Raw genomic sequence first — 19821 nt, forward strand, 5'->3', positions numbered from 1 at the left:
GCCGGTCGTCGCGAGCGGATCACTGCCGCTCTTCATCCTGGCGCCGAAGAGCATTCCGCGTCGGTTTGGCCAGAAACCGGGACCGGCCGAGGATGATGATGCCGGTCACCATCGCGATCAAGCCGGCCACCTCCGCCGCGAGCGCCTCCGGAGTGACCCGCAGCCGCTCGGAGAAGATCGCCACGCCCAGCACGATCCCGGTGATCGGCTCGGCGGCCGTGGTGGCCGGCAACGAGATCCGGAGCGGGGCGGCGTCGAACGCGCTCTGGTTGAGCAGCAACCCCACCACGGCGACGCAGGGCAGCAGGTACGGCTGCCAGGTACCGGCCAGGTTCAGCCCGCTGTCCAGGGTGAGCAGGGAACTGCGCGTCAGCACGTCCTGCAGCCCGTACAGCACCCCGGCGGCCGCCGCCAGCAACATCGCCCTGACCTGCAGGGAACGCCGCCGGCCGACCAGGACCAGCACACCCGCCACCACGACCACCGAGAGCACCGCCAGCCACCGCATGGAACCCGATCCAGGCAGAGCCCCGCCATGGGGCCGGCCGCCGTACAGGAACAGCGCCACTCCTCCGCTCACCAGCACCGCCCCCAGCTGCAACGTGCGTCCGAACGGCTCCTGGTAGACGACATGGGCCGCGGTCAGCGCGAACAGCAGGTTCATCGCCAGTAGCGGCGTCACCTTCGCCACGTCCGCCTCCCGCAGCGCGAGAGCGCCGAGGATCTGGCCGCAGAGCATCAGCCCGATCCCGCCCAGCCACAACGGTGTGCGGATGAGGTGCAGCAGCAGGCGCAGGCGCAGCATGTCCTCCAGGGGCTGGCGGTACGCCGCATGCTGCTGTGCGACGAAACCGAGGCCGAGAAGGCACGCCGCACCCAGCGAGATCACGATGACCACAAGCGGTGACCTGTTTCGATGTCCGGTCCGGCAGAAGGACACCGGGCGGTGCAGGCGTTCCCCACATCCTGACCACCAGTGCCCACTACGTGAGTGGTCCGGCCCGGCAGGCTGGTGCTGAACGGACCCCCGACCAAGCCTTTCCCCGAACTCCGGCACCGTATCCGACCTGCCGGACTTTCACTCATGCCTGAGCTCCACGCCCCGTGTCCGTCATTCGTTCGGAGGCGGTCGCCGTCGCGACGTCGCGGGGATATGTACGCCGGCCGTACAGGAGAACGATCGCGTTCGCGATCAGCGGCACCAGCATGATCAGGAAGGTGTACTGCAAGCCCTGCGCGCTCCTCGTCCCGCCCGGGTCGAGGACGTCGGCCAGGAAGCCGAAGGTCACCGGAGCGGCGGTCTCCGCACCCGTGCGAAGGAATGTGCGGATGCTCTCCGCGCGCCCCCAAAGGCGGAAGTGGACGACGTCGAGGCGGGCGGCGTCCAACGGGGGGTTGGCCGCCGACAACGAGCCGGCCGAGACGAAGAGGAACGGCAGTGCGATCGCCATCGACGTGGTGAGCAGGCCCGGGAGGCAGAAGGCCGCACCGGTCAGGTACGCGACCGCGGGGACCACCAGGCGGGCGCTGACACGCCCGCGGCGGGTGAACCAGTCGGCGATCCGCCCGCCACAGAGCACCCCCAGCAGGGCACCGAACCCGACGAGCGGCACCAGACCCGTCACCGCGGCCTGGCTGAGGCCGTACTGCTGGTGGACGAAGACGACACCGAAGATCCGCAGACCGGCGAAAAAGAAGTATCCAACCGCCGAGGCGATGATCAAGACGACATTCGTCCGGATCCGCAGCACGTACCGCGCCGCCTGCCACATCGACATCCGTACCGGGTCACGGTGGAGCACCAACGCCGGATCGGGTTCGATCCCGAGATCCCGCACCGCGGAACGCGCCGCGTCGCCCGGCCCGGAGGCCGGGCCGGGCGTTCCGGCGAGCAGCCGGCTCTGGCCGCCGCGTTCGGGCTCGGGCAGTTTTCGAACGATGACGAACATCAGGACGATCCCGAGCAGTCCGAGGAACCAGAAGGTGGAACGCCACGACAGGAAATACCCGAGATTACCGCCTACCAGCAGCCCGGATCCGGCACCGAGCATCTCGCCGCTCAGGATGAAACCGTAGATCCGGCCCCGTTCGGCGGCCGGGAAGAAATCACCGACGAGCGAGGCGATCGTCGGCCCGGCCGCGGCCGTCACGGCTCCGAGCGCCAGCCGGGAGAGCAGGAGCCACAAGAACGAATCGGCCAGACCGCTGACCAGCATGGCCAGACTCCACACGGCGATGCTCACGACCAGGATCCGCACCCGCCGCACCCGGTCGGTCAGCACACCGACGGGCAGGACGGCCAGGGCACCGGCCCCCGACGACACCGCGGACAGGGACCCGAGTTCGGTGTTCGTGATGCCCAGGCTCTGTTTGACCTCCACCCCCACCGCCCCGAGGGCCGCCTGGTCCGCGGCGACAAGTCCGAGAACGCAGGCCAGCAGGACAATGATCTGGAATCGCGCGGGGCCTCCCACCACGGCCGTCATCCGCCGCGCGGCCCAGTCGACCACGGCACGCACCAAGCCGCCGCCCCCGATGTGCCGCCTTCCCCCCGGATCCGCGGACATAGATCTCATCTCCCCCACTGCCTTTATGCCCCGAAGTGGACCTGGGGCCGACGCGGTGGGGACACTGCCGGGACACGGGGGCCTCCGGCGGATGCGCATCCTGGTCGACTCACGCCACACACGTTGAAAGATCATTGGGCCGTGTCGCCGTCACCGACGCCCATGGTCGGCGCATCCAGGACGCCTGCCCCGGCGGACGTGGTCCAGAAGATCAGGCGCGGTGCAGGACCACGTAGCCCTCGCGGTCGTAGACGACCTGGTAGCCCTGGCTCCTCAGTTCGTCGACGTGCTGGCGCTGGCGGTCGAGTGAGATCCAGGGGTAGGCGACACGGGCGGTGTCGGCGACGATCCAGGGGGCGACGGGGGGTCTGTCCTCCCACAGCAGGACAGTGGTGCGGGCGGACAGGTGGGGGCCCACGTGGTTGACGGCCGCGACGACCACGCCGGAGGGTACGGCCGCGACCGCCTGCTCGGCCGCGACCACATCGGGCTGTTTCTCGTAGAAGGAGGGCCTGATGAGCTGGTCGAGGGGGAATCGCGGGACGAGGGTGAGCGCGACGGCACAGACGGCGGCCGCCCAGAGCAGCGACGCGCCGCGCTCACTCAGGCCGGGTTCGCGATCTCGGGCCCAGCGGATCACCCGGGCGGCTCCGTCGACTCCCGCGCAGAACAGGACGGCCACCGTGATGGCGCTGTGGTGGAAGTCGGTCACCCACCACTGCGCGCGGTCCGAGAGCATGCGTTCCAGCAACTGGGGGAGGGCGAACAGCGTCAGCGGGGAGAACAGGCAGGCCAGCAGGGTCGGCCACAGCAGGAAGGCCAGCGTGTCGAGCTTGACCTGCGGGCTGAAGAGGCTGCCGAGGACGCCCAGCGGGTCGCTGAGGGCGTGCACGGCCACCGCGGACATGTCGCCACCGAGATGGCCGTACGCCCAGTACATGGTGGAGTCGCCGCCCACGGACGGGATGAGGACGGCGAGGACGAGACCGGTGTACGCCAGACCGACCCCCATGTACATGACCCCGTACACGACCCCGTGCAAGGTCCCGTGCCGGCGTCGCACCTGAAGCAGGACGTACCCGCCGAACCCGACGAGCATCAGCCCCATGTCCTCCTTGACCAGCAGCAGGGCCGCCGCCGCCAGCGCGGTGTGGCCGTGTCTGCCGGCGCTGAAGCGCTCGATCATGACGGCGGTGAGCAGCGGGGCGAACGCGGCCTCGTGGAAGTCGAAGTTCACCGCCCTCGCGATCGGCCAGGACACCGCGTAGGCGACGGCGACCAGGTAGGCGGGGCGGGTGCCGAGCGTCCGCCGGGTGAACAGCCACAGCGGCGGTATGGCCAGCGCGAACAGCGCCGCCTGGGCCACGATCAGCGTCTCGGGGCCGTCATGCAGCCAGTACAGCGGGGCCAGCACCGCCAGGATCGGCGAGAAGTGCTCGCCCAGCTGCACGAAGTCCATGCCCAGACCGAGGTTGACGCCGCGTACCGGACTGGTCGGGGCATCGAAGGAGGCGAAGCCCCGCACCGCCTGGTCGAACAGCGTCAGGTCCATGCTGGTCGCCCGGAACAGGTCGTACCTGACCAGCCCCAGCAGGCAGTAGACCCCGGTGGCCGAGAGGACCAGCGCGGTCAGGGCGACCACGTGCCGTCTCCGTGCCACCATCCGGAGCACCGCAGGGACCGCCGACCGGAGGCTCGCCCACTCGGCCGTGTCTGGCTGCAAGCCCACCTGTCTCGTCTCCAGCGCGCCGGATACCAAAGCGATCAAAAACTAGCATCATGGACATTAGCTGGAAACTGCCACATTTTACTTTCACAAAAACCCCGCCCGCCCCGTCGCTCTCCCGGCTCGCCGGTGATGGGCGCCAAAGGGTGACCCGGGGCCTGAGGCCCCGGGTACGGCGGCACACTCCCACCCCGTACGGGAACACCGTCCGGTCGATTCGCGGGAGGCGGGGATCAACTGCGCGGCGGAGCGTCGATCAGTCCCACGGCGGACGACGCGGGATGAAGGCGTTGCCTAATCTCCCGGTTAGTCCCAGCCGCACCCCCTGGGCTCAACGGCGGGCACTCGTCCGTCCCAGCAAGATCAAAGGGGCCCGCAAGACCGATCTGGACTCTCGGGTCGTCTGCCGCCCCGCAGAGGAGAACCCGTGCGCTTGAAAAGAGCATCCCTGGCCGTTCTGGCCTCGGCGGTGGCCCTGACCTGGCTTCCGGCCCAACCCGCGCTCGCCACCCCCATCCAGGGACAGACCCCCTGGTCGGTACTGCTGTGCAAGTTCGCCGACCATTTCGAAGAGCCCAAGAATCCGCAGCACTTCGAGGACCTGTTCACCACCGAGGGCCTGGGCAAGGGCGGGCTCGCCGACTTCGTCGCCGAGCAGTCACGCGGCCGGGCCTCGATGGCCGGCTCGGTCGTGAAGGGCTGGTTCCCGATGTCCGTCACCGCCGAACAGTGGAAGGCACAGAGCCCCGAGGCGAGGGTCAAGAGCTGCACGAACGCGGCGGGCATCGGCGGATACGGCGTGCCCGCCGGCCACCGCCTGGCCGTGATGGTCAACGCCTCCGTCGGACTCGACGCCAAGGTCCCGCTGGACGAGACCACCGCGCCGGTCGTGCTGGACCCGCCGCTGTGGGACCTCGCCACGGTCACCGCACACGTACTGAACCGATCTGGCCTGTCCTATCCCAGGTCGACGCTCTGGCGTAGCCCGTCGTGGCCCGTCTGGACCGCTCCGGGACAGTACGACGACCAGTGGGACGCGCTGAGCAACCCGAACGTCCACGCCGCCCCCTCGGCGCGGTTCGGCCGCGGCACGGTCGGGCTCAGCGGCCCGCACCTGGACGAACTCGGCTGGCTGCCCGGCGACCGGGTGGTCACCCTGGCCAAGGACGGGGTGACCACCCGGACCGTCAAGCTCGCCCCCCTGGAGCGGCCCGACCTGCCGGGAACGCTGCTGGTCCGCGTTCCCCACGACTCGGACCCGTCGCAGTACTACACGGTGGAGTTCCGCAAGAAGACCGGGCAGAGTGCCGGCATCCCCGGCGACACCGTGCTCATCCACAACTACATCGGCGGCAGGCCATACCTGACCAAGAAGATGAGCGACAAAGAGCCGATGCAGGCGATCGACGCCTACGGCGTTACCGTGACCGTCGACTCGGTCGGCTCGGACTCCGCGACCGTCACCGTCAGCACCGACGCCACCACCAAGTGCCTGGAGGGCTACGACCACCGCGAGGCCGTGGCCGGTGACAAGGTGTGCGTGACGCCCGCCGCCCGCGAGCAGGCGCGGGTCGACAACGAGGACGCGCCCAGGTGGGTGGACTACGAAACAGGAGGCTGCCTGTCCACCCGGCGCTGGCGGCTGATCACCCCCACCGACAAGGTCTGCATCACCCCCGAGACCGAACAGCAGATCATCGCCGACAACCAGGCCGCTCCCTCCCGGACCAACCCCGTCCGCAACGTATGGGGACCGAACGCCTGCGCCGACGACTACGTCTGGCGCCAGGCCGACGCGAGCGACTACGTCTGCGTGACCATGGAAACCCGCCTGCAGGTCCTGGAGGACAACGCCGCCGCGGCGAGCAGGTGGACCGACGGCCCCTACGGCCCGCGCACCTGCGTGTCCGGCTACGTCTGGCGCGAGGCCTTCATCGGCGACCAGGTCTGCGTCACCGGCGACCGCCGCGAGCGGGCCCGCCAGGACAACGGCCTGGCCCACACCCGCGTCCGCTGGCCGAACGGAGGATCCTCCCGGTAACCGTGACCGGGCGCCCGGCACGGAGCATGAGGACGACCTTCCCGAGGAACTCGCCCGCGAGTTCCTCGGACGCCCCGAGTCACCGGCCCCCTGGCGGCCCACCCCGAAGGACTCCGTTGCCCGATTCGTTGTCGATCCCCGCGACCTGCCTGCCAGGCACCGGATAACCGACCGGCGGCGACCAGGCAGTCAAGGTCACCTCACGCGTCAGGGGCGCTCGTTTCGAGGAGGCGGCCCTCGGCCAGCCGTAGCCAGCGGTTCACGCCGATCTCGGCGAGGAACCGCTCGTCGTGGCTGACCACCACGAAGGCGCCCTCGTAGGAGCGCAGGGCACCTTCCAGCTGGGCGACGCTGACCAGGTCGAGGTTGTTGGTCGGCTCGTCCAGCAGCAGCAGCCGGGGCGCCGGTTCGGCGTACAGGACGCAGGCCAGGGTGGCGCGCAGCCGCTCACCGCCGGACAGCACCCCGACCGGGAGGTGAACGCGGGGGCCCCGGAACAGGAAGCGGGCGAGCAGGTTCATCCGCTCCGCCTCCGGCAGCCCCGGCGCGAACGCGGCCAGGTTCTCCGCCACACTGCGGTCCAGGTCCAGCAGGTCCAGTCGCTGGGACAGGTAGGCGACCCGGCCGTCGGCCCGCCTGGTCCCGCCCCCCTCCGACTCCAGTTCACCGTTGATCATCCGCAGCAGGGTGGACTTTCCGGCGCCGTTGGGGCCGGTCAGCGCGATCCGCTCGGGCCCCCGGATCGTCAGGTCGACGCCCTGCCCGGCGAAGAGGGCCCGCTCACCGTGACCGACCCTCATCCGCTCGCCGAGGAAGACCGTACGGCCGGCCGGGACGTTGGTCCCGGGCAGCTCCAGCGAGATCCTCTGCTCGTCGCGCAGGGCGCGGCTCGCCTCGTCGAGCCGGGCCCTGGCCCCGCTGACCCGCGCGGCGTGCGTCTCGTCCGCCTTCCCCGCCGACTCCTGGGCGTTCCGCTTCATCCTGCCGGAGACGATCTTCGGCAGACCGGCGTCCTTGAGGGTGCGGGCGGCGTTGCCGGCCCGGCGCGCGGCCCGCTCGCGGGCCTGCTGCATCTCCCGCTTCTCCCGCCTGACCTCCTGCTCGGCGGTGCGGATGTTCTTCTCGGCGACCTCCCGCGCGGCGCGCACGGCCTCCTCGTAGGAGGTGAAGTTCCCGCCGTAGGAGCGGATCTCGCCCCGGTCGAGCTCGGCGATGCGGTCCATCCGGTCGAGCAGCGCCCGGTCGTGGCTGACCAGCAGCAGGCAGCCGTTCCAGTCGGCGAGCACGTCGTAGAGCCGCCTGCGCGCGTCGAGGTCGAGGTTGTTGGTCGGCTCGTCGAGCAGCAGCACGTCGGGCCGCTTCAGCAACTGCGCCGCCAGGCCGAGGGAGACGACCTGGCCACCGCTGAGGGTGCGCAGGTGCCGGGCGAGGGAGACGTCCCCGAGGCCGAGCCGGTCCAGCTGGGCACGGGTGCGCTCCTCGATGTCCCAGTCGTCGCCGACCGTGGTGAAGTGCTCCTCGCTCGCGTCCCCGGACTCGATGGCGTCCAGCGCGCTGATCACCGGGGCGATCTCCAGGACCTCGGCCACGGTCAGGTCGCCGACCAGGGGCAGCGTCTGGGGTAGATAGCCCGGCACCCCCCGTACCGTGACCGAGCTGGCGGTCGGGCGGAGCTCACCGGCGATCAGCCTGAGCAGCGTGCTCTTGCCGGCGCCGTTGGGCGCGACCAGGCCGGTGTGTCCGGCGGGGACGGTGAACGAGAGGTCCTCGAACACCGGGGTGTCGTCGGGCCAGGAAAAGGACAGGTTGGAAACCACGATCAGGGCGTCGGACATCAAATCGCTTCCGCGTTCGGCCGGCGCGGTGAGACCCGCCCGGCGAAATGATCAGGACACGAAGACATCACCGATCGGCGGTCCCGCGATGCGCGCGTCACCGATGGCGATGGGGGCCGGTATCACCCGGAGATGTCTTCTTCGCCTGCCATGTCATGTTCCGTTCCGCCGTTACTGACCGACTACCTTATCAGCGGAGGGCCTCTCTCTCATCGTCGATGAATCAGACCGGCGGCACCCCACGGTCGCGTCGGGAGCGGCTTCTTCCGGGAACCCGAGAGGATGGGGACCATGAGCATCACACTCGCTGACGCACGCATCGTGACCCCCGAAGGTGTCCACGGGGGCTGGCTCACCATCGAAGACGGCCGCATCACCCACGTGGGCCAGGGTTCCGCGCCGGGGTCCGGGCTCGCCCTCGGCGAACGGTACGTCGTGCCCGGCTTCGTCGACATCCACAACCACGGCGGGGCGGGCGGTTCCTTTCCCACCGGCGATCCGGAGCAGGCGAGCCGGGCCGTCGAGTTGCACGCCCGGCACGGCACCACCACGCTGATGGCCAGCCTGGTCACCGCCTCCCTGGACGACCTGGCCAGGGCCGCCGCCGCCCTCGCCGACCTGTGCGAGGACGGCCTGCTGGCCGGGATCCACCTTGAGGGCCCCTACATCTCCACGGCCCGGTGCGGCGCGCACAACCCGGCGCTGCTCCGCGAGCCCTCGCCCCAGGAGCTCGCCGGACTGATCAAGGCCGGGCGCGGCCAGGTGCGGATGGTCACCATCGCCGCCGAACTGCCCGGCGCGCTGGACACCGTACGGGAGGCGGCGGCGAGCGGCGTGATCGCCGCCCTCGGCCACAGCGACGCCACCTACACCCAGACGATCGCCGGGATCGAGGCGGGCGGCAGCGTCGCGACCCACCTCTACAACGCGATGCCGCCGCTGCACCACCGCGACCCGGGGCCGATCGCCGCGCTGCTCCAGGACGAGCGCGTCACGGTCGAGCTGATCAACGACGGCGTGCACCTGCACCCGGCCATGACGCGCCTGGCCTTCGAGGTCGCCGGTCCCGGCAGGACCGCGCTGATCACCGACGCGATGGCGGCGGCGGGCATGGGCGACGGCGTCTACGGGCTCGGCCCGATGAAGGTGAACGTGGTGGACGGGGTGGCCCGGCTGGCCGAGGGCGGCTCCATCGCCGGCAGCACCCTGACCATGGACGTCGCGTTCCGGCGGGCCGTGCACGAGGTGGGCCTGTCACTGTCCGAGGCGTCCGAGATCGCCTCTCTGACCCCCGCCAGGGTGCTCGGCCTCGCCGACCGCCTGGGGTCCGTCTCGGTCGGCAAGCAGGCCGACCTGGTGGTGCTCACCGAGGAGCTGGAGGTCTCCGGCGTGATGCGCAGGGGCTCCTGGATCGTCGAACCTCGCTGAACCGATCACTGCCCGGCGGCGCGTGCGAAACGGCGAATGCCCGGCCGGTCGGCCGGGCATTCGCGCGAGAGCTCAGCCGGCCTGCGGGGCGACGACCACCTCGACCCGCTGGAACTCCTTGAGGTCGGAGTAGCCGGCGGTGGCCATCGTGCGCCTGAGCGCGCCCATCAGGTTCATCGAGCCGTCGGCCACCGAGGAGGGTCCGTGCAGGATCTGCTCCAGCGTGCCGATCGTGCCGAACTCGACCCGCTTGCCCCGGGGCAGCTCGGGGTGCTGCGCCTCCGACCCCCAGTGGAAGCCCCGGCCGGGGGCCTCGGCGGCCCTCGCCAGCGGCGAGCCGACCATGACCGCGTCCGCGCCCACCGCGATCGCCTTGGCGATGTCGCCGGAGGTGCCCATGCCGCCGTCGGCGATGACGTGGACGTAACGGCCACCGGACTCGTCCATGTAGTCACGGCGGGCGGCGGCCACGTCGGAGATCGCGGTGGCCATCGGCACCGCCACGCCCAGCACCGTGCGGGTGGTGTGCGAGGCGCCGCCGCCGAAGCCGACGAGCACCCCGGCCGCGCCGGTCCGCATCAGGTGGAGCGCCGCGGTGTAGGTGGCGCACCCCCCGACGACCACGGGGACGTCGAGCTCGTAGATGAACTGCTTGAGGTTGAGCGGCTCGGCCCTGCCCGAGACGTGCTCGGCGGAGACCGTGGTACCGCGGATCACGAAGATGTCCACGCCCGCGTCGATGACCGCCTTGTGGTACTGGACCGTGCGCTGCGGGGAGAGCCGGACCGCCGTGGCCACCCCGGCCGCGCGGATCTCCTCGATGCGGCGGCCGATCAGCTCTTCCTTGATCGGCGCGTTGTAGATCTCCTGCAGCCGCTTCGTGGCGGGCTCTCCCTTGAGCTCGGCCACCTCCTGCAGCAGCGGCATCGGGTCCTCGTACCGGGTCCACAGCCCTTCGAGGTCGAGCACGGCGAGACCGCCGAGCCTGCCGACCTCGATGGCGGTCTTCGGCGAGACCACGCTGTCCATCGGGCTCACCACGACGGGCAGCTCGAAGCGGTAGGCGTCGATCTGCCAGGCGATCGAGACCTCCTCCGGGTCGCGGGTACGACGGGACGGAACGATGCCGATATCGTCGAGCGCGTAGGCACGACGGCCGTTCTTGCCGCGGCCGATCTCCACCTGAGTCATATGTCTGTCTTTTCCGTTCCGTGGCGTGCGTGGCGCACGCCACGCTTTCACGCGTGCGCGCTGCGCGCCGCTCTAGCGACCGTGGTAGTTGGGTGCCTCGACCGTCATCTGGATGTCGTGCGGGTGGCTCTCCTTGAGGCCCGCCGACGTGATCGGCATCAGCTCGCACCGTACGTGCATCTCGGGGATCGTGCGGCATCCGGAGTACCACATGCCCTGGCGCAGGCCGCCGACGAGCTGGTGGGCCACCGCGGCGACCGGGCCACGGTAGGGGACCTGTCCCTCGATGCCCTCGGGGATGAACTTGTCCTCGGCGCCGACATCGGCCTGGGCGTAGCGGTCCTTGCTGAACGAGGCGCCGCCGCGCTCACGGTTGCGGACCGCACCGAGCGAGCCCATCCCCCGGTACGACTTGAACTGCTTGCCGTTAATGAAGATCAGTTCGCCCGGGGACTCCTCGCAGCCCGCCAGGAGCGATCCGAGCATGACCGAGTCGGCCCCGGCCGCGATGGCCTTGACGATGTCGCCCGAATACTGCAGGCCGCCGTCGCCGATCACCGGAACCCCCGCGGGGCCGGCGGCGAGGGACGCCTCGTGGATGGCCGTCACCTGCGGGGCGCCGACGCCGGCGACCACCCGGGTGGTGCAGATGGAGCCGGGCCCGACACCGACCTTGACCGCGTCGACCCCGGCGTCGACCAGCATCTGGGCACCCCCGCGGGTGGCGATGTTGCCGCCGATCACGTCGACCCTGCTGTTGGCCTTGATCTTGGCGATCATGTCGGCGAGGCCCTTGGAGTGGCCGTGCGCGACGTCCACCACGATCACGTCGACCCCGGCCTCGATCAGCGCGCTCGCCCGCTTGTCCGCGTCACCGCCGACGCCGACGGCCGCCCCCACGACGAGCCGGCCGTTGGCGTCCTTGGTCGAGAGCGGGTACTTCTCGCTCTTGGTGAAGTCCTTGACGGTGATCAGCCCGCGCAGCCGCCCCCCGGCGTCGACCAGCGGGAGCTTCTCGATCTTGTTCTTCCTGAGCAGGTCGAACGCGTCGTCGGTGGAGACCCCGACCGGCGCGGTGACCAGCGGCATCGGGGTCATGACCTCGCGCACCGGACGGCTGTGGTCGCTCTCGAAGCGCATGTCACGGTTGGTGACGATGCCGACGAGCACGCCGCTCGCGTCGGTCACCGGCACGCCGGAGATCCGGTAGGTGGCGCAGAGGCGCTCGACGTCGGCGAGCGTCTCGTCGGGGGAGCAGGTGATCGGGTTGGTGACCATCCCGGCCTCGGAGCGCTTGACGAGGTCGGCCTGCTGGGCCTGGTCCTCGATCGACAGGTTGCGGTGCAGGATGCCGATGCCGCCCTGGCGCGCCATCGCCACCGCCATGCGGGCCTCGGTCACCGTGTCCATCGCCGCGGAGATCAGCGGGATCCGCAGGGTGATGCCCCGCGACAGCCGCGTGGTGGTCTCGGCCTCCCCGGGTTGCAGGTCCGAATACGCGGGCACCAGCAGCACGTCGTCGAACGTGAGCCCCCGATCGGTGAACTTGGCCATCTGCAACCCTCCTGCCGCGGCGCTCTCATGAAGGGGAAAGGCGCCGACCCCCGGGTCACAGTTTAGAGTCTGGCGCCAAACCTGGTGGACCCGGGGGAAAAGCCGGAGGCCCGGATCTCCCGCAGAAGTCGCATACTGGAAGTAGCCGGGTTTCCAGTACGGGTCGGAGATCTTCAAGTTCCCGCGTCCAGGACCTCCCGGCCACAGCGGTCGCCTGCCCGTACCGCCCCGGACCGTCATACTCGTACCGGTTCGGGGCCTGTCTGTCACATCCAGGCCATAAGGTGGGATCGTGCTCGACGATGTCCCTCGCGACCCGTTCGCGGATGACCCCGACGACCCGGCGGCGGCGCTGGGCGATCCCGACGATCCCGAGCCGCTGACCACGGACGAGCGCGACGAGGCCATGACCGACCTCGCCGACGTGGAGGTTTTCCGCTCACTGCTGGAGCCCCAGGGGGTGCTCGGTCTGGTGCTCGACTGCCCCGAATGCGGGGAGCAGCACTACTTCGACTGGGAGTTGCTGCGCGGCAACCTGCGCCAGATGATCGAAAACGGCCAGCCCCAGGTGCACGAGCCCGCCTACCAGCCCAACCCCACCGACTATGTGAGCTGGGAGTACGCCCGGGGCTACGTGGACGGCGTGATCGACACCGAAGAACACCACTGACCCGCGTCGCCGGTCGCCCCGGCCCGCCCACCGCGCGCCGCGAACACGCCCGAGGTCAGCCGGACGGCGTGATCGACACCGAGGAACACCGCTGATCCACGTCGTCGATCAAGGCGGCCAGCAGGGCGATCGCGGTGTCCGACGTGGAGACGGGCGTCCTGCCCGAGAGCGCCTCCACGAGGGCGTCGGTCTCGGCCACGGCCGGATCCTCGTCCGGCCCATACCTTCGAGCCGGACGTCGCGGGTGAACCGTTGTCATGATCGTTCTCGCTCCGGGTCGTCGCGAGCCCCGTCCCGCGGTTCGGGCTTTCGCGCGTGGCCCCTGCTCGACGGCTCGGCGGTCAAGCTATCGACTCCAGCTCCGCCATCGCTCGTAGCCGGGCCAGCGCCCTGTGCTGGGCGACCCGGACCGCACCTGGTGACATACCGAGTACATTACCGGTCTCCTCGGCGGAAAGGCCCGACACCACTCGGAGCATGAGGAGCTCGCGCTGGTTGTCCGGCAGCCTGGACAACAGCCGGCGTGCGTGCTCGGCCTCGATGTAGCGCACCACGGTCTCCTCCGGCCCCGGCCCCTCGTCGGGCCCGTCAGGAAGGTCCTGGGTGGGCACGGCGGACCGTACGGAGCTGCGCAGCGCGTCGGCCACCTTGTGCGACGCGATGCCGAAGACGAAGGACGCGAACGGACGCCCCATGTCACGGTAACGGGGCAGCGCGGACAGCACCGCGATACATACTTCCTGGGCCACGTCGTCCGCGATGTGATACTGACCGGAGACCCGGCCCAGACGACCACGGCAATAACGGACGACCATCGGCCGCAGTTGCGCGATCAGAGATTCGATCGCGGTGCGATCCCCCTGAACGGCGAGGCTCGTCAGATCCTTGAGATCGTCTCTATGGACGACCCCTTCGGACCTCGTCGCAAGCCTCACCCCATTTTTGGCGTCGGCGACGCATCCCTCGGTCACGTTAGGCATGATGCCCGCCCTGATAGTGCCTGTCGTCATAGCAAACGGCTACGGATTGGTCACATTGAGGCGGAGATAACGGTGCGTAATCATACAGTGACTACAGCGGCTACGGTATGTACGAATATTTCATTCGATTGCCAAATACATCGACTATTCGGAGGAACCGCGTTTGCGCTTACCGGTGACGCGCCATGACGCGCCGCGGGCACATTTGGTTTACCGCAAAACGCGAACGGCTCGCGCCTCCGGAGAGACGCGAGCCGTTCGGAACCGGTGAGATCAGTGACCGTGGCCGTGGCCGTGGCCCTGACCGGCGGCGGCCGGAGCCTCCTCCTCGGGCTTGTCCACCACGAGCGCCTCGGTCGTCAGCAGCATGCCGGCGATGGAGGCCGCGTTCTGGACGGCCGAGCGGGTGACCTTGACCGGGTCGATGACACCCTGGGCGATCAGGTCGCCGTACTCGCCGCTGGCGGCGTTGAGGCCGTGGCCGACGGGCAGGTCGGAGACCTTGGAGGTCACGACGTAGCCCTCGAGGCCGGCGTTCTCCGCGATCCAGCGGGCCGGCTCGACGAGCGCCTTGCGGACGATGGCGACACCGGTCGCCTCGTCGCCGGTCAGGCCCAGGTCGTCGAGGACCTTGGAGACGTGCACGAGCGCGGAGCCACCGCCGGAGACGATGCCCTCCTCGATCGCCGCGCGGGTCGCCGAGATGGCGTCCTCCAGGCGGTGCTTCTTCTCCTTCAGCTCCACCTCGGTGGCCGCGCCGACCTTCAGCACGCAGACGCCGCCGGAGAGCTTGGCGAGACGCTCCTGGAGCTTCTCGCGGTCCCAGTCGGAGTCGGACTGCTCGATGGCGAGCTTGATCTCCTTGACCCGGTCGGCGATCGCCGAGGCCTCGCCGGCACCGTCGACGACGGTGGTGGAGTCCTTGGTGATGACGACGCGCCGGGCGGTGCCCAGCACCTCCAGGCCGACGTGCTCCAGCTTGAGGCCGATCTCCTCGCTGACCACCTGACCACCGGTGAGGATGGCGATGTCCTGCAGCATGGCCTTGCGGCGGTCACCGAAGCCCGGCGCCTTGACGGCGACGGAGGTGAAGGTGCCACGGATCTTGTTCGTGACGAGCACCGCGAGGGCCTCGCCCTCGACGTCCTCGGCGATGACCAGCAGGGCCTTCTTCGTCTGCGCGATCTTCTCCAGCAGCGGCAGGAAGTCGGCGACAGAGGAGATCTTGTTCTGGGTGATCAGGATGTAGGGGTCCTCCAGGACCGCCTCCATGCGCTCCTGGTCGGTCACCATGTAGGGCGACAGGTAGCCCTTGTCGAACTGGAGGCCCTCGGTGAACTCGAGCTCCAGGCCCATGCTGTTGGACTCTTCGACGGTGATGACACCGTCCTTGCCCACCTTGTCGAACGCCTCGGCGATCAGCTCACCGATCTTGGCGTCCTGCGCGGAGATCGTCGCCACATTCGCGATCTCCTTCTTGTCCTCGACCGGGCGCGCCGACTCGATCAGCCTGTCGCTGACGGTCTTGGCCGCGACGTCGATGCCGCGCTTGAGGGAGAGCGGCTGGGCTCCGGCGGCCACGTTGCGCAGGCCCTCGCGGACCATGGCCTGGGCCAGGACGGTCGCGGTGGTGGTGCCGTCACCGGCGACGTCGTTGGTCTTGGTCGCCACTTCCTTGGCCAGCTGCGCGCCAAGGTTCTCGTACGGCGCCTCCAGCTCGACCTCGCGGGCGATGGTGACACCGTCGTTGGTGATGGTCGGCGCACCGAACTTCTTGTCGATGACGACATTGCGGCCACGCGGGCCCAGCGTCACCTTGACCGCGTCCGCGAGAGCGTTCACGCCGCGCTCGAGAGCTCGGCGTGCGTCCTCCTCGAACGACAGGATCTTCGGCATGACAGTCCTCTCTATAAGTACGTCGGCGCATCAAAGCCCCGGGCGCTCTCGCGACCCGGGGCTCGATACGTCATCTTTGTGAAGCGAGAACTACTTCTCGATGATGGCGAGCACGTCACGGGCGGAGAGCACGAGGTACTCCTCGCCGTTGTACTTCACCTCGGTGCCGCCGTACTTGCTGTAGAGGACCACGTCGCCCTCCTTGACGTCGAGCGGAATCCGCTTCTCGCCCTCGTCGTCCCAGTTGCCCGGACCCACCGCGAGGACCTTGCCCTCCTGCGGCTTCTCCTTGGCGGTGTCCGGGATGACCAGACCGGAAGCGGTGGTCTGCTCGGCCTCAAGCGGCTGGACCACAATGCGGTCGCCAAGCGGCTTAACGGGAACCTTGGTGGCGGTCGTCACGTCGGACCTCCCCTTCAGATTTGAATGATCTAGAAGAGGCGACCAGCGGTCTGCCGTCGCGGGTGTCAGACCTGCCTCGTCGCATGTATTTGGCACTCTCACCGGGAGAGTGCCAATACGGAACAGTATGCAAGGAGGGCTTGACAGTCAACACGGAGCGCCCGTCTGCGCTTCGGGCGAACGTCAAACCAGGTGGAAGCCCTTCGCGAAGCCCCACGGTGGAGGCGGTAGCGTCGGGTGGTGTGAATCTCGACGCATTCCGCGAACTCCTGACCCCGCGCGGCCAGGAGGCGCTGGGCGCGGCGGCCGAGACCATCGGCGACGACCCGGTGGCGGCGGTGACAAGGTTAAGAAAGATCTACGACGCGGACCTGACCTCGGCGGCGCTCACCCAGGCCGAACTCCGGCTGCGCGCGAGGGAGAAGTTCGGCGCCGACGCCGATCTCATGTACTTCACCCGGCCCGGCCTGGAGCAGGCCACCCGCCGCGAGGTGGCCGACCACCGGGCGCGGCGCGTCCCCGCGGGTTCCCGGGTCGCCGACGTCTGCTGCGGTATCGGCGGAGACCTCCTCGCCCTGGCCAGGGCCGGATGCGTCGTCGAGGCGGTCGACGCCGATCCGCTCACCGCCGCGATCGCGGCGGCCAACGCCGACGCCCTGGGCTTCGGCGACCGGGTCTCGGTCCGCGCCGCCGACGCCTCCGCCCTGGACCCGGCCGCCTTCGACGTCCTGTTCGCCGACCCCGCGCGCCGTACGGCGCGGGGCAGGACCTTCGACCCGATGGCCTACTCGCCCGCCTGGCCCGCCGTACTGGAGATGGTGGCCAGGGCCGGGGCCGCCTGCCTGAAGGTCGCCCCCGGGATCCCCTACGAGTTCGTCCCCGCCGGCGCGGAGGCCGAGTGGGTCTCCTACCGGGGCGACGTCAAGGAGGCCGTGATCTGGTGCGGCACGCTGGCGGGCGAGACGGCGCGCAGGGCCACGATCCTGCCGTCGGGCGTCACGATGACGCCCGACCCCACCCTCGGCGACCCCGGTACCGGCCCGGCGGGCCGGTACATCTACGAGCCTGACGGCGCGGCGATCCGCGCCCACCTGGTCGCCGAGATCGCCGCGTCGGTCGGCGGGCGCCTGCTCGACCCGCAGATCGCCTACATCACCGGCGACGTCGCGGCGCCGACGCCGTGGGCGTCACGGTACGAGGTCCACGAGACGCTGCCGTTCTCGCTCAAGCGGCTGCGGGCGGCGCTCCGCGAGCGCGGGGCCGGCAATGTGACGATCAAGAAACGTGGCTCCGCGGTGGACGTCGACCGTCTCAGGAAAGATCTCCGGCTGCCCGGGAGCGAATCCGCGACGGTCATTCTCACCCGAATAGGTGACAGGCCATTTGCTTTCATATGCAGCCCCAGCTGACCAGCCAAAATGGTTGATTATTCCAGCAAACAGACAATTCCTGTCTTTTAATCTCGCCCCCGGAAAACCTTGATCCAGAGGCTAAGGTTGCCGGGCGGGAGTTCTCTCTCGCCTCCGATTTCATCCCGTTCATCGGCAGAACCGACCCAATCCAACCGCGCGGCTGAGCGTCGGCGAGCGAAGGAGCTCTCGGTGGATCACTCTGACCACACCCTGCTCCAGACGGGCAGTCAGACCGCCATCTCCGACCGGATGCGCGAGCTCCTCGCCCGGGCGGCTCAGGACCACGTCTACGAGCAGCGGACCCAGGGCGCCGTGCTCGACGAGATCCGGCAGCGCCTGGAGGGCATGGAGTGGCTGCTGCGCGAGGTCAGGGAGCGTGAGATCGGCGGGCTGAACGGCACGCTCGAATCCGTCAACGGGCGCCTGGACGACATCGCCGCCCGCCCGCCCTCCTGGGCCGAGGGCCTGGCCCAGCACGTCGAGGCGGTCCGCGACCACGTCGACGCCGTCGGCGAGCGGGTCGAGTCCTTCGGCAGGCGGGTCGACGCCGTCCGCGACCGGGTCACCCCCCTCGGCGAGCTGCCGAGCCTGTGGACCGATCTGGGCACCGTGGGCGAGAGCGTGGACGAGGCGCTCACCCGCCTCCGGGCGATCTCCGACGGCACCCAGGGCATCGACGAGCAGGTGCGGCAGCTGGCCGAGCACCTCGGCCGGCTCCAGGCCGACATGGGCATCGCGGCGCACCGGTTCGGCCGCCTGGACAGGGCGCTGGCCGACCTCTCCCAGCGTGCCGGGCGCATCGAGGCGGGGATGCTCAGCCTGTCCGCGAGCGTCCAGCAGGCGGTCGGCACGGCCGCCGACCGGGTGCTCGCCGCCGTCGAACAGGTCAACGGCAGGGTCGAGCGGGTGGGGGCCGGGGTCGATCTGGTGGTGCCCAGGATCGACGAGCGCGCCGCCGCCGTGGAGAGCCGCGTCGACCGGCTGACCGGCCATCGCATGGCGGCAGGCGGCCGTTTCGACACCCTCGACGAGCGTCTCGACGACATCGAGGGCCGCCTCACCGGCCGGATGGACGTCATCGACTCCCGCCTGTCCACCCTGGACGGCCGCGCGGAGAAGTCCGGCGAGCGTCTGGAGAGCCTGGACGAGCGCCTTGAGGCGCTGCCCTCCGTCCTCGGCGTCGGTACCGGCGTCAGCGCGCTCATCGGCGCCCAGACCGACGAGCAGCGCGAGCGCTTCGACTCCCTGGACGAGCGCGTCATCCGGGCCGAGGCCGCGCTGACACCGCTGGCCGAGATGCTCCGCGCCCAGCCCGACCGCGACCAGCTCTCCGACGCCCTGAACGAGACCGTGGAGCCCGCGCACGCGGACCTCACCCGCCGGCTGGGCGCCCTGGAGGAGACCATGCTGGCCCTGGCCGAGGCACTGCTCCGCCCCACCAGGGACTGACCGGAGCGCCCCGGCCAGGATCCGCTCCTCGCCGATCCGGTACGGGTGCCGTCAGCCGGTCCGAGCGGCGTCGAGGGCCTGGTCCCCGGCCGGGTCCCGCACACCCGCCTCGCGGCACAGGTTGCCCCTGACCACGCCGAGCAGGGAGGTCAGCTCCTTCGTCTGCTCCTCCGTCAGCCCTCGGGTCATCCGGCGGTGCATCTCGGCGAGGACCCGGTCCACCTCGGGGCGGAGCGTGTGCCCCCTGGGGGTGATCTCGACGATGCTGATCCGCCGGTTGGCCGGGTCGGGCCTGCGGCTGACGAAGCCGCTGCGCTCCAGGCGCTGCAGGGTCTTGGTCATGGTGGACACGTCGATGCCGACGATCTTCGCCAGCGCGTTCTGCGACTGGGGGCCGTTGTCCCACAGGGCGCCCAGCACGCGCTCCTGGCCGGGGTAGAGATCGATCTCCCCGAGGAGGCTGGCGAGCAGGACCCGGTGCCCCCGGGCGGCGTAGGCCATCAGGCAGTTGAGGTCGGCGTCGTACTCACCGCACTCCCTGGTCGCTTCGCACCTCTCGTCGAACAGCGGCTCCGCCATGTTCAGGTCCTTCCGTCCTCTCCGAGACTATCGCTTGCATGTTGGCCGACCAAGTTGTAGAACTGCTTATTGGCTAGCCAAGTTGGCCAGC

16 protein-coding genes are annotated in these 19821 nt (G+C 69.8%); 5 read left to right on the forward strand and 11 right to left on the reverse strand.

Annotated elements, in window-relative coordinates; translation table 11 throughout:
• Positions 1–19: 19 nt before the first annotated feature.
• From ACFQVD_RS25305 to ACFQVD_RS25315, 3 genes are all read right to left on the reverse strand, one after another.
• Positions 20–898, reverse strand: coding sequence for a DMT family transporter (locus ACFQVD_RS25305; protein ID WP_343968208.1), 879 nt, complete (start codon positions 896–898; stop codon positions 20–22).
• A 184-nt stretch (positions 899–1082) separates the two neighbouring features.
• Complete coding sequence (locus tag ACFQVD_RS25310) at positions 1083–2567, reverse strand: MFS transporter (protein ID WP_343968210.1); 1485 nt, start codon at positions 2565–2567, stop codon at positions 1083–1085.
• Between the two features lie 211 nt (positions 2568–2778).
• On the reverse strand, positions 2779–4230 hold the full coding sequence (locus tag ACFQVD_RS25315) for a DUF2079 domain-containing protein (protein ID WP_343968212.1): 1452 nt from the start codon (positions 4228–4230) through the stop codon (positions 2779–2781).
• Between the two features lie 496 nt (positions 4231–4726).
• Here ACFQVD_RS25315 and ACFQVD_RS25320 point away from each other — a divergent pair, with 496 nt between their 5' ends.
• Positions 4727–6334 carry a hypothetical protein gene (locus ACFQVD_RS25320; RefSeq protein WP_343968215.1) on the forward strand — a complete coding sequence of 536 codons (1608 nt, stop codon included), beginning with the start codon at positions 4727–4729 and terminating at the stop codon, positions 6332–6334.
• A 200-nt stretch (positions 6335–6534) separates the two neighbouring features.
• Here the strand turns inward: ACFQVD_RS25320 and abc-f are convergent, their stop codons facing one another.
• The gene (abc-f, locus tag ACFQVD_RS25325; protein ID WP_343968218.1) at positions 6535–8169 is read right to left on the reverse strand and encodes a ribosomal protection-like ABC-F family protein; all 1635 of its coding nucleotides are present in this window, start codon (positions 8167–8169) and stop codon (positions 6535–6537) included.
• A 291-nt stretch (positions 8170–8460) separates the two neighbouring features.
• Between abc-f and nagA the strand changes: the two genes are divergently transcribed.
• Entirely contained in the window at positions 8461–9597 is a 1137-nt protein-coding gene (gene nagA / locus ACFQVD_RS25330) for an N-acetylglucosamine-6-phosphate deacetylase (RefSeq protein WP_343968220.1), read from the forward strand.
• A gap of 72 nt (positions 9598–9669) precedes the next feature.
• Here nagA and ACFQVD_RS25335 read toward each other — a convergent pair whose 3' ends face one another.
• A complete protein-coding gene (locus ACFQVD_RS25335) occupies positions 9670–10788 on the reverse strand; it encodes a GuaB3 family IMP dehydrogenase-related protein (protein WP_343968221.1) in 1119 nt (372 codons plus the stop codon).
• Between the two features lie 72 nt (positions 10789–10860).
• Positions 10861–12342 carry an IMP dehydrogenase gene (gene guaB / locus ACFQVD_RS25340; protein WP_343968223.1) on the reverse strand — a complete coding sequence of 494 codons (1482 nt, stop codon included), beginning with the start codon at positions 12340–12342 and terminating at the stop codon, positions 10861–10863.
• Positions 12343–12634: 292 nt separating this feature from the next.
• On the opposite strand from guaB, the gene ACFQVD_RS25345 reads away from it, so the two are divergent.
• Complete coding sequence (locus ACFQVD_RS25345; RefSeq protein ID WP_030912798.1) at positions 12635–13012, forward strand: DUF5319 family protein; 378 nt, start codon at positions 12635–12637, stop codon at positions 13010–13012.
• A 55-nt stretch (positions 13013–13067) separates the two neighbouring features.
• Here the strand turns inward: ACFQVD_RS25345 and ACFQVD_RS25350 are convergent, their stop codons facing one another.
• The 4 genes from ACFQVD_RS25350 to groES all read right to left on the reverse strand — a co-directional run bounded on the left by ACFQVD_RS25350 (position 13068) and on the right by groES (position 16290).
• The gene (locus ACFQVD_RS25350; RefSeq protein WP_343968227.1) at positions 13068–13211 is read right to left on the reverse strand and encodes a hypothetical protein; all 144 of its coding nucleotides are present in this window, start codon (positions 13209–13211) and stop codon (positions 13068–13070) included.
• Positions 13212–13353: 142 nt separating this feature from the next.
• Positions 13354–13992, reverse strand: coding sequence for a sigma-70 family RNA polymerase sigma factor (locus tag ACFQVD_RS25355; protein WP_343968229.1), 639 nt, complete (start codon positions 13990–13992; stop codon positions 13354–13356).
• A 273-nt stretch (positions 13993–14265) separates the two neighbouring features.
• A complete protein-coding gene (gene groL, locus ACFQVD_RS25360) occupies positions 14266–15888 on the reverse strand; it encodes a chaperonin GroEL (RefSeq protein WP_343968231.1) in 1623 nt (540 codons plus the stop codon).
• A 90-nt stretch (positions 15889–15978) separates the two neighbouring features.
• Positions 15979–16290, reverse strand: a complete 312-nt coding sequence (groES, locus tag ACFQVD_RS25365) for a co-chaperone GroES (RefSeq protein WP_030912806.1) — start codon at positions 16288–16290, stop codon at positions 15979–15981.
• A 242-nt stretch (positions 16291–16532) separates the two neighbouring features.
• Here groES and ACFQVD_RS25370 point away from each other — a divergent pair, with 242 nt between their 5' ends.
• Positions 16533–17699, forward strand: coding sequence for a class I SAM-dependent methyltransferase (locus tag ACFQVD_RS25370; protein WP_364146961.1), 1167 nt, complete (start codon positions 16533–16535; stop codon positions 17697–17699).
• Between the two features lie 192 nt (positions 17700–17891).
• Entirely contained in the window at positions 17892–19151 is a 1260-nt protein-coding gene (locus ACFQVD_RS25375) for a hypothetical protein (RefSeq protein WP_343968233.1), read from the forward strand.
• 51 nt (positions 19152–19202) lie between these two features.
• Here ACFQVD_RS25375 and ACFQVD_RS25380 read toward each other — a convergent pair whose 3' ends face one another.
• Positions 19203–19730: a MarR family winged helix-turn-helix transcriptional regulator gene (locus ACFQVD_RS25380; RefSeq protein ID WP_343968235.1), complete on the reverse strand. Its 528-nt coding sequence runs from the start codon at positions 19728–19730 to the stop codon at positions 19203–19205.
• Between the last annotated feature and the right edge of the window lie 91 nt (positions 19731–19821).

The organism is Streptosporangium amethystogenes subsp. fukuiense, from assembly GCF_042665875.1.
GTDB lineage: Bacteria > Actinomycetota > Actinomycetes > Streptosporangiales > Streptosporangiaceae > Streptosporangium > Streptosporangium fukuiense.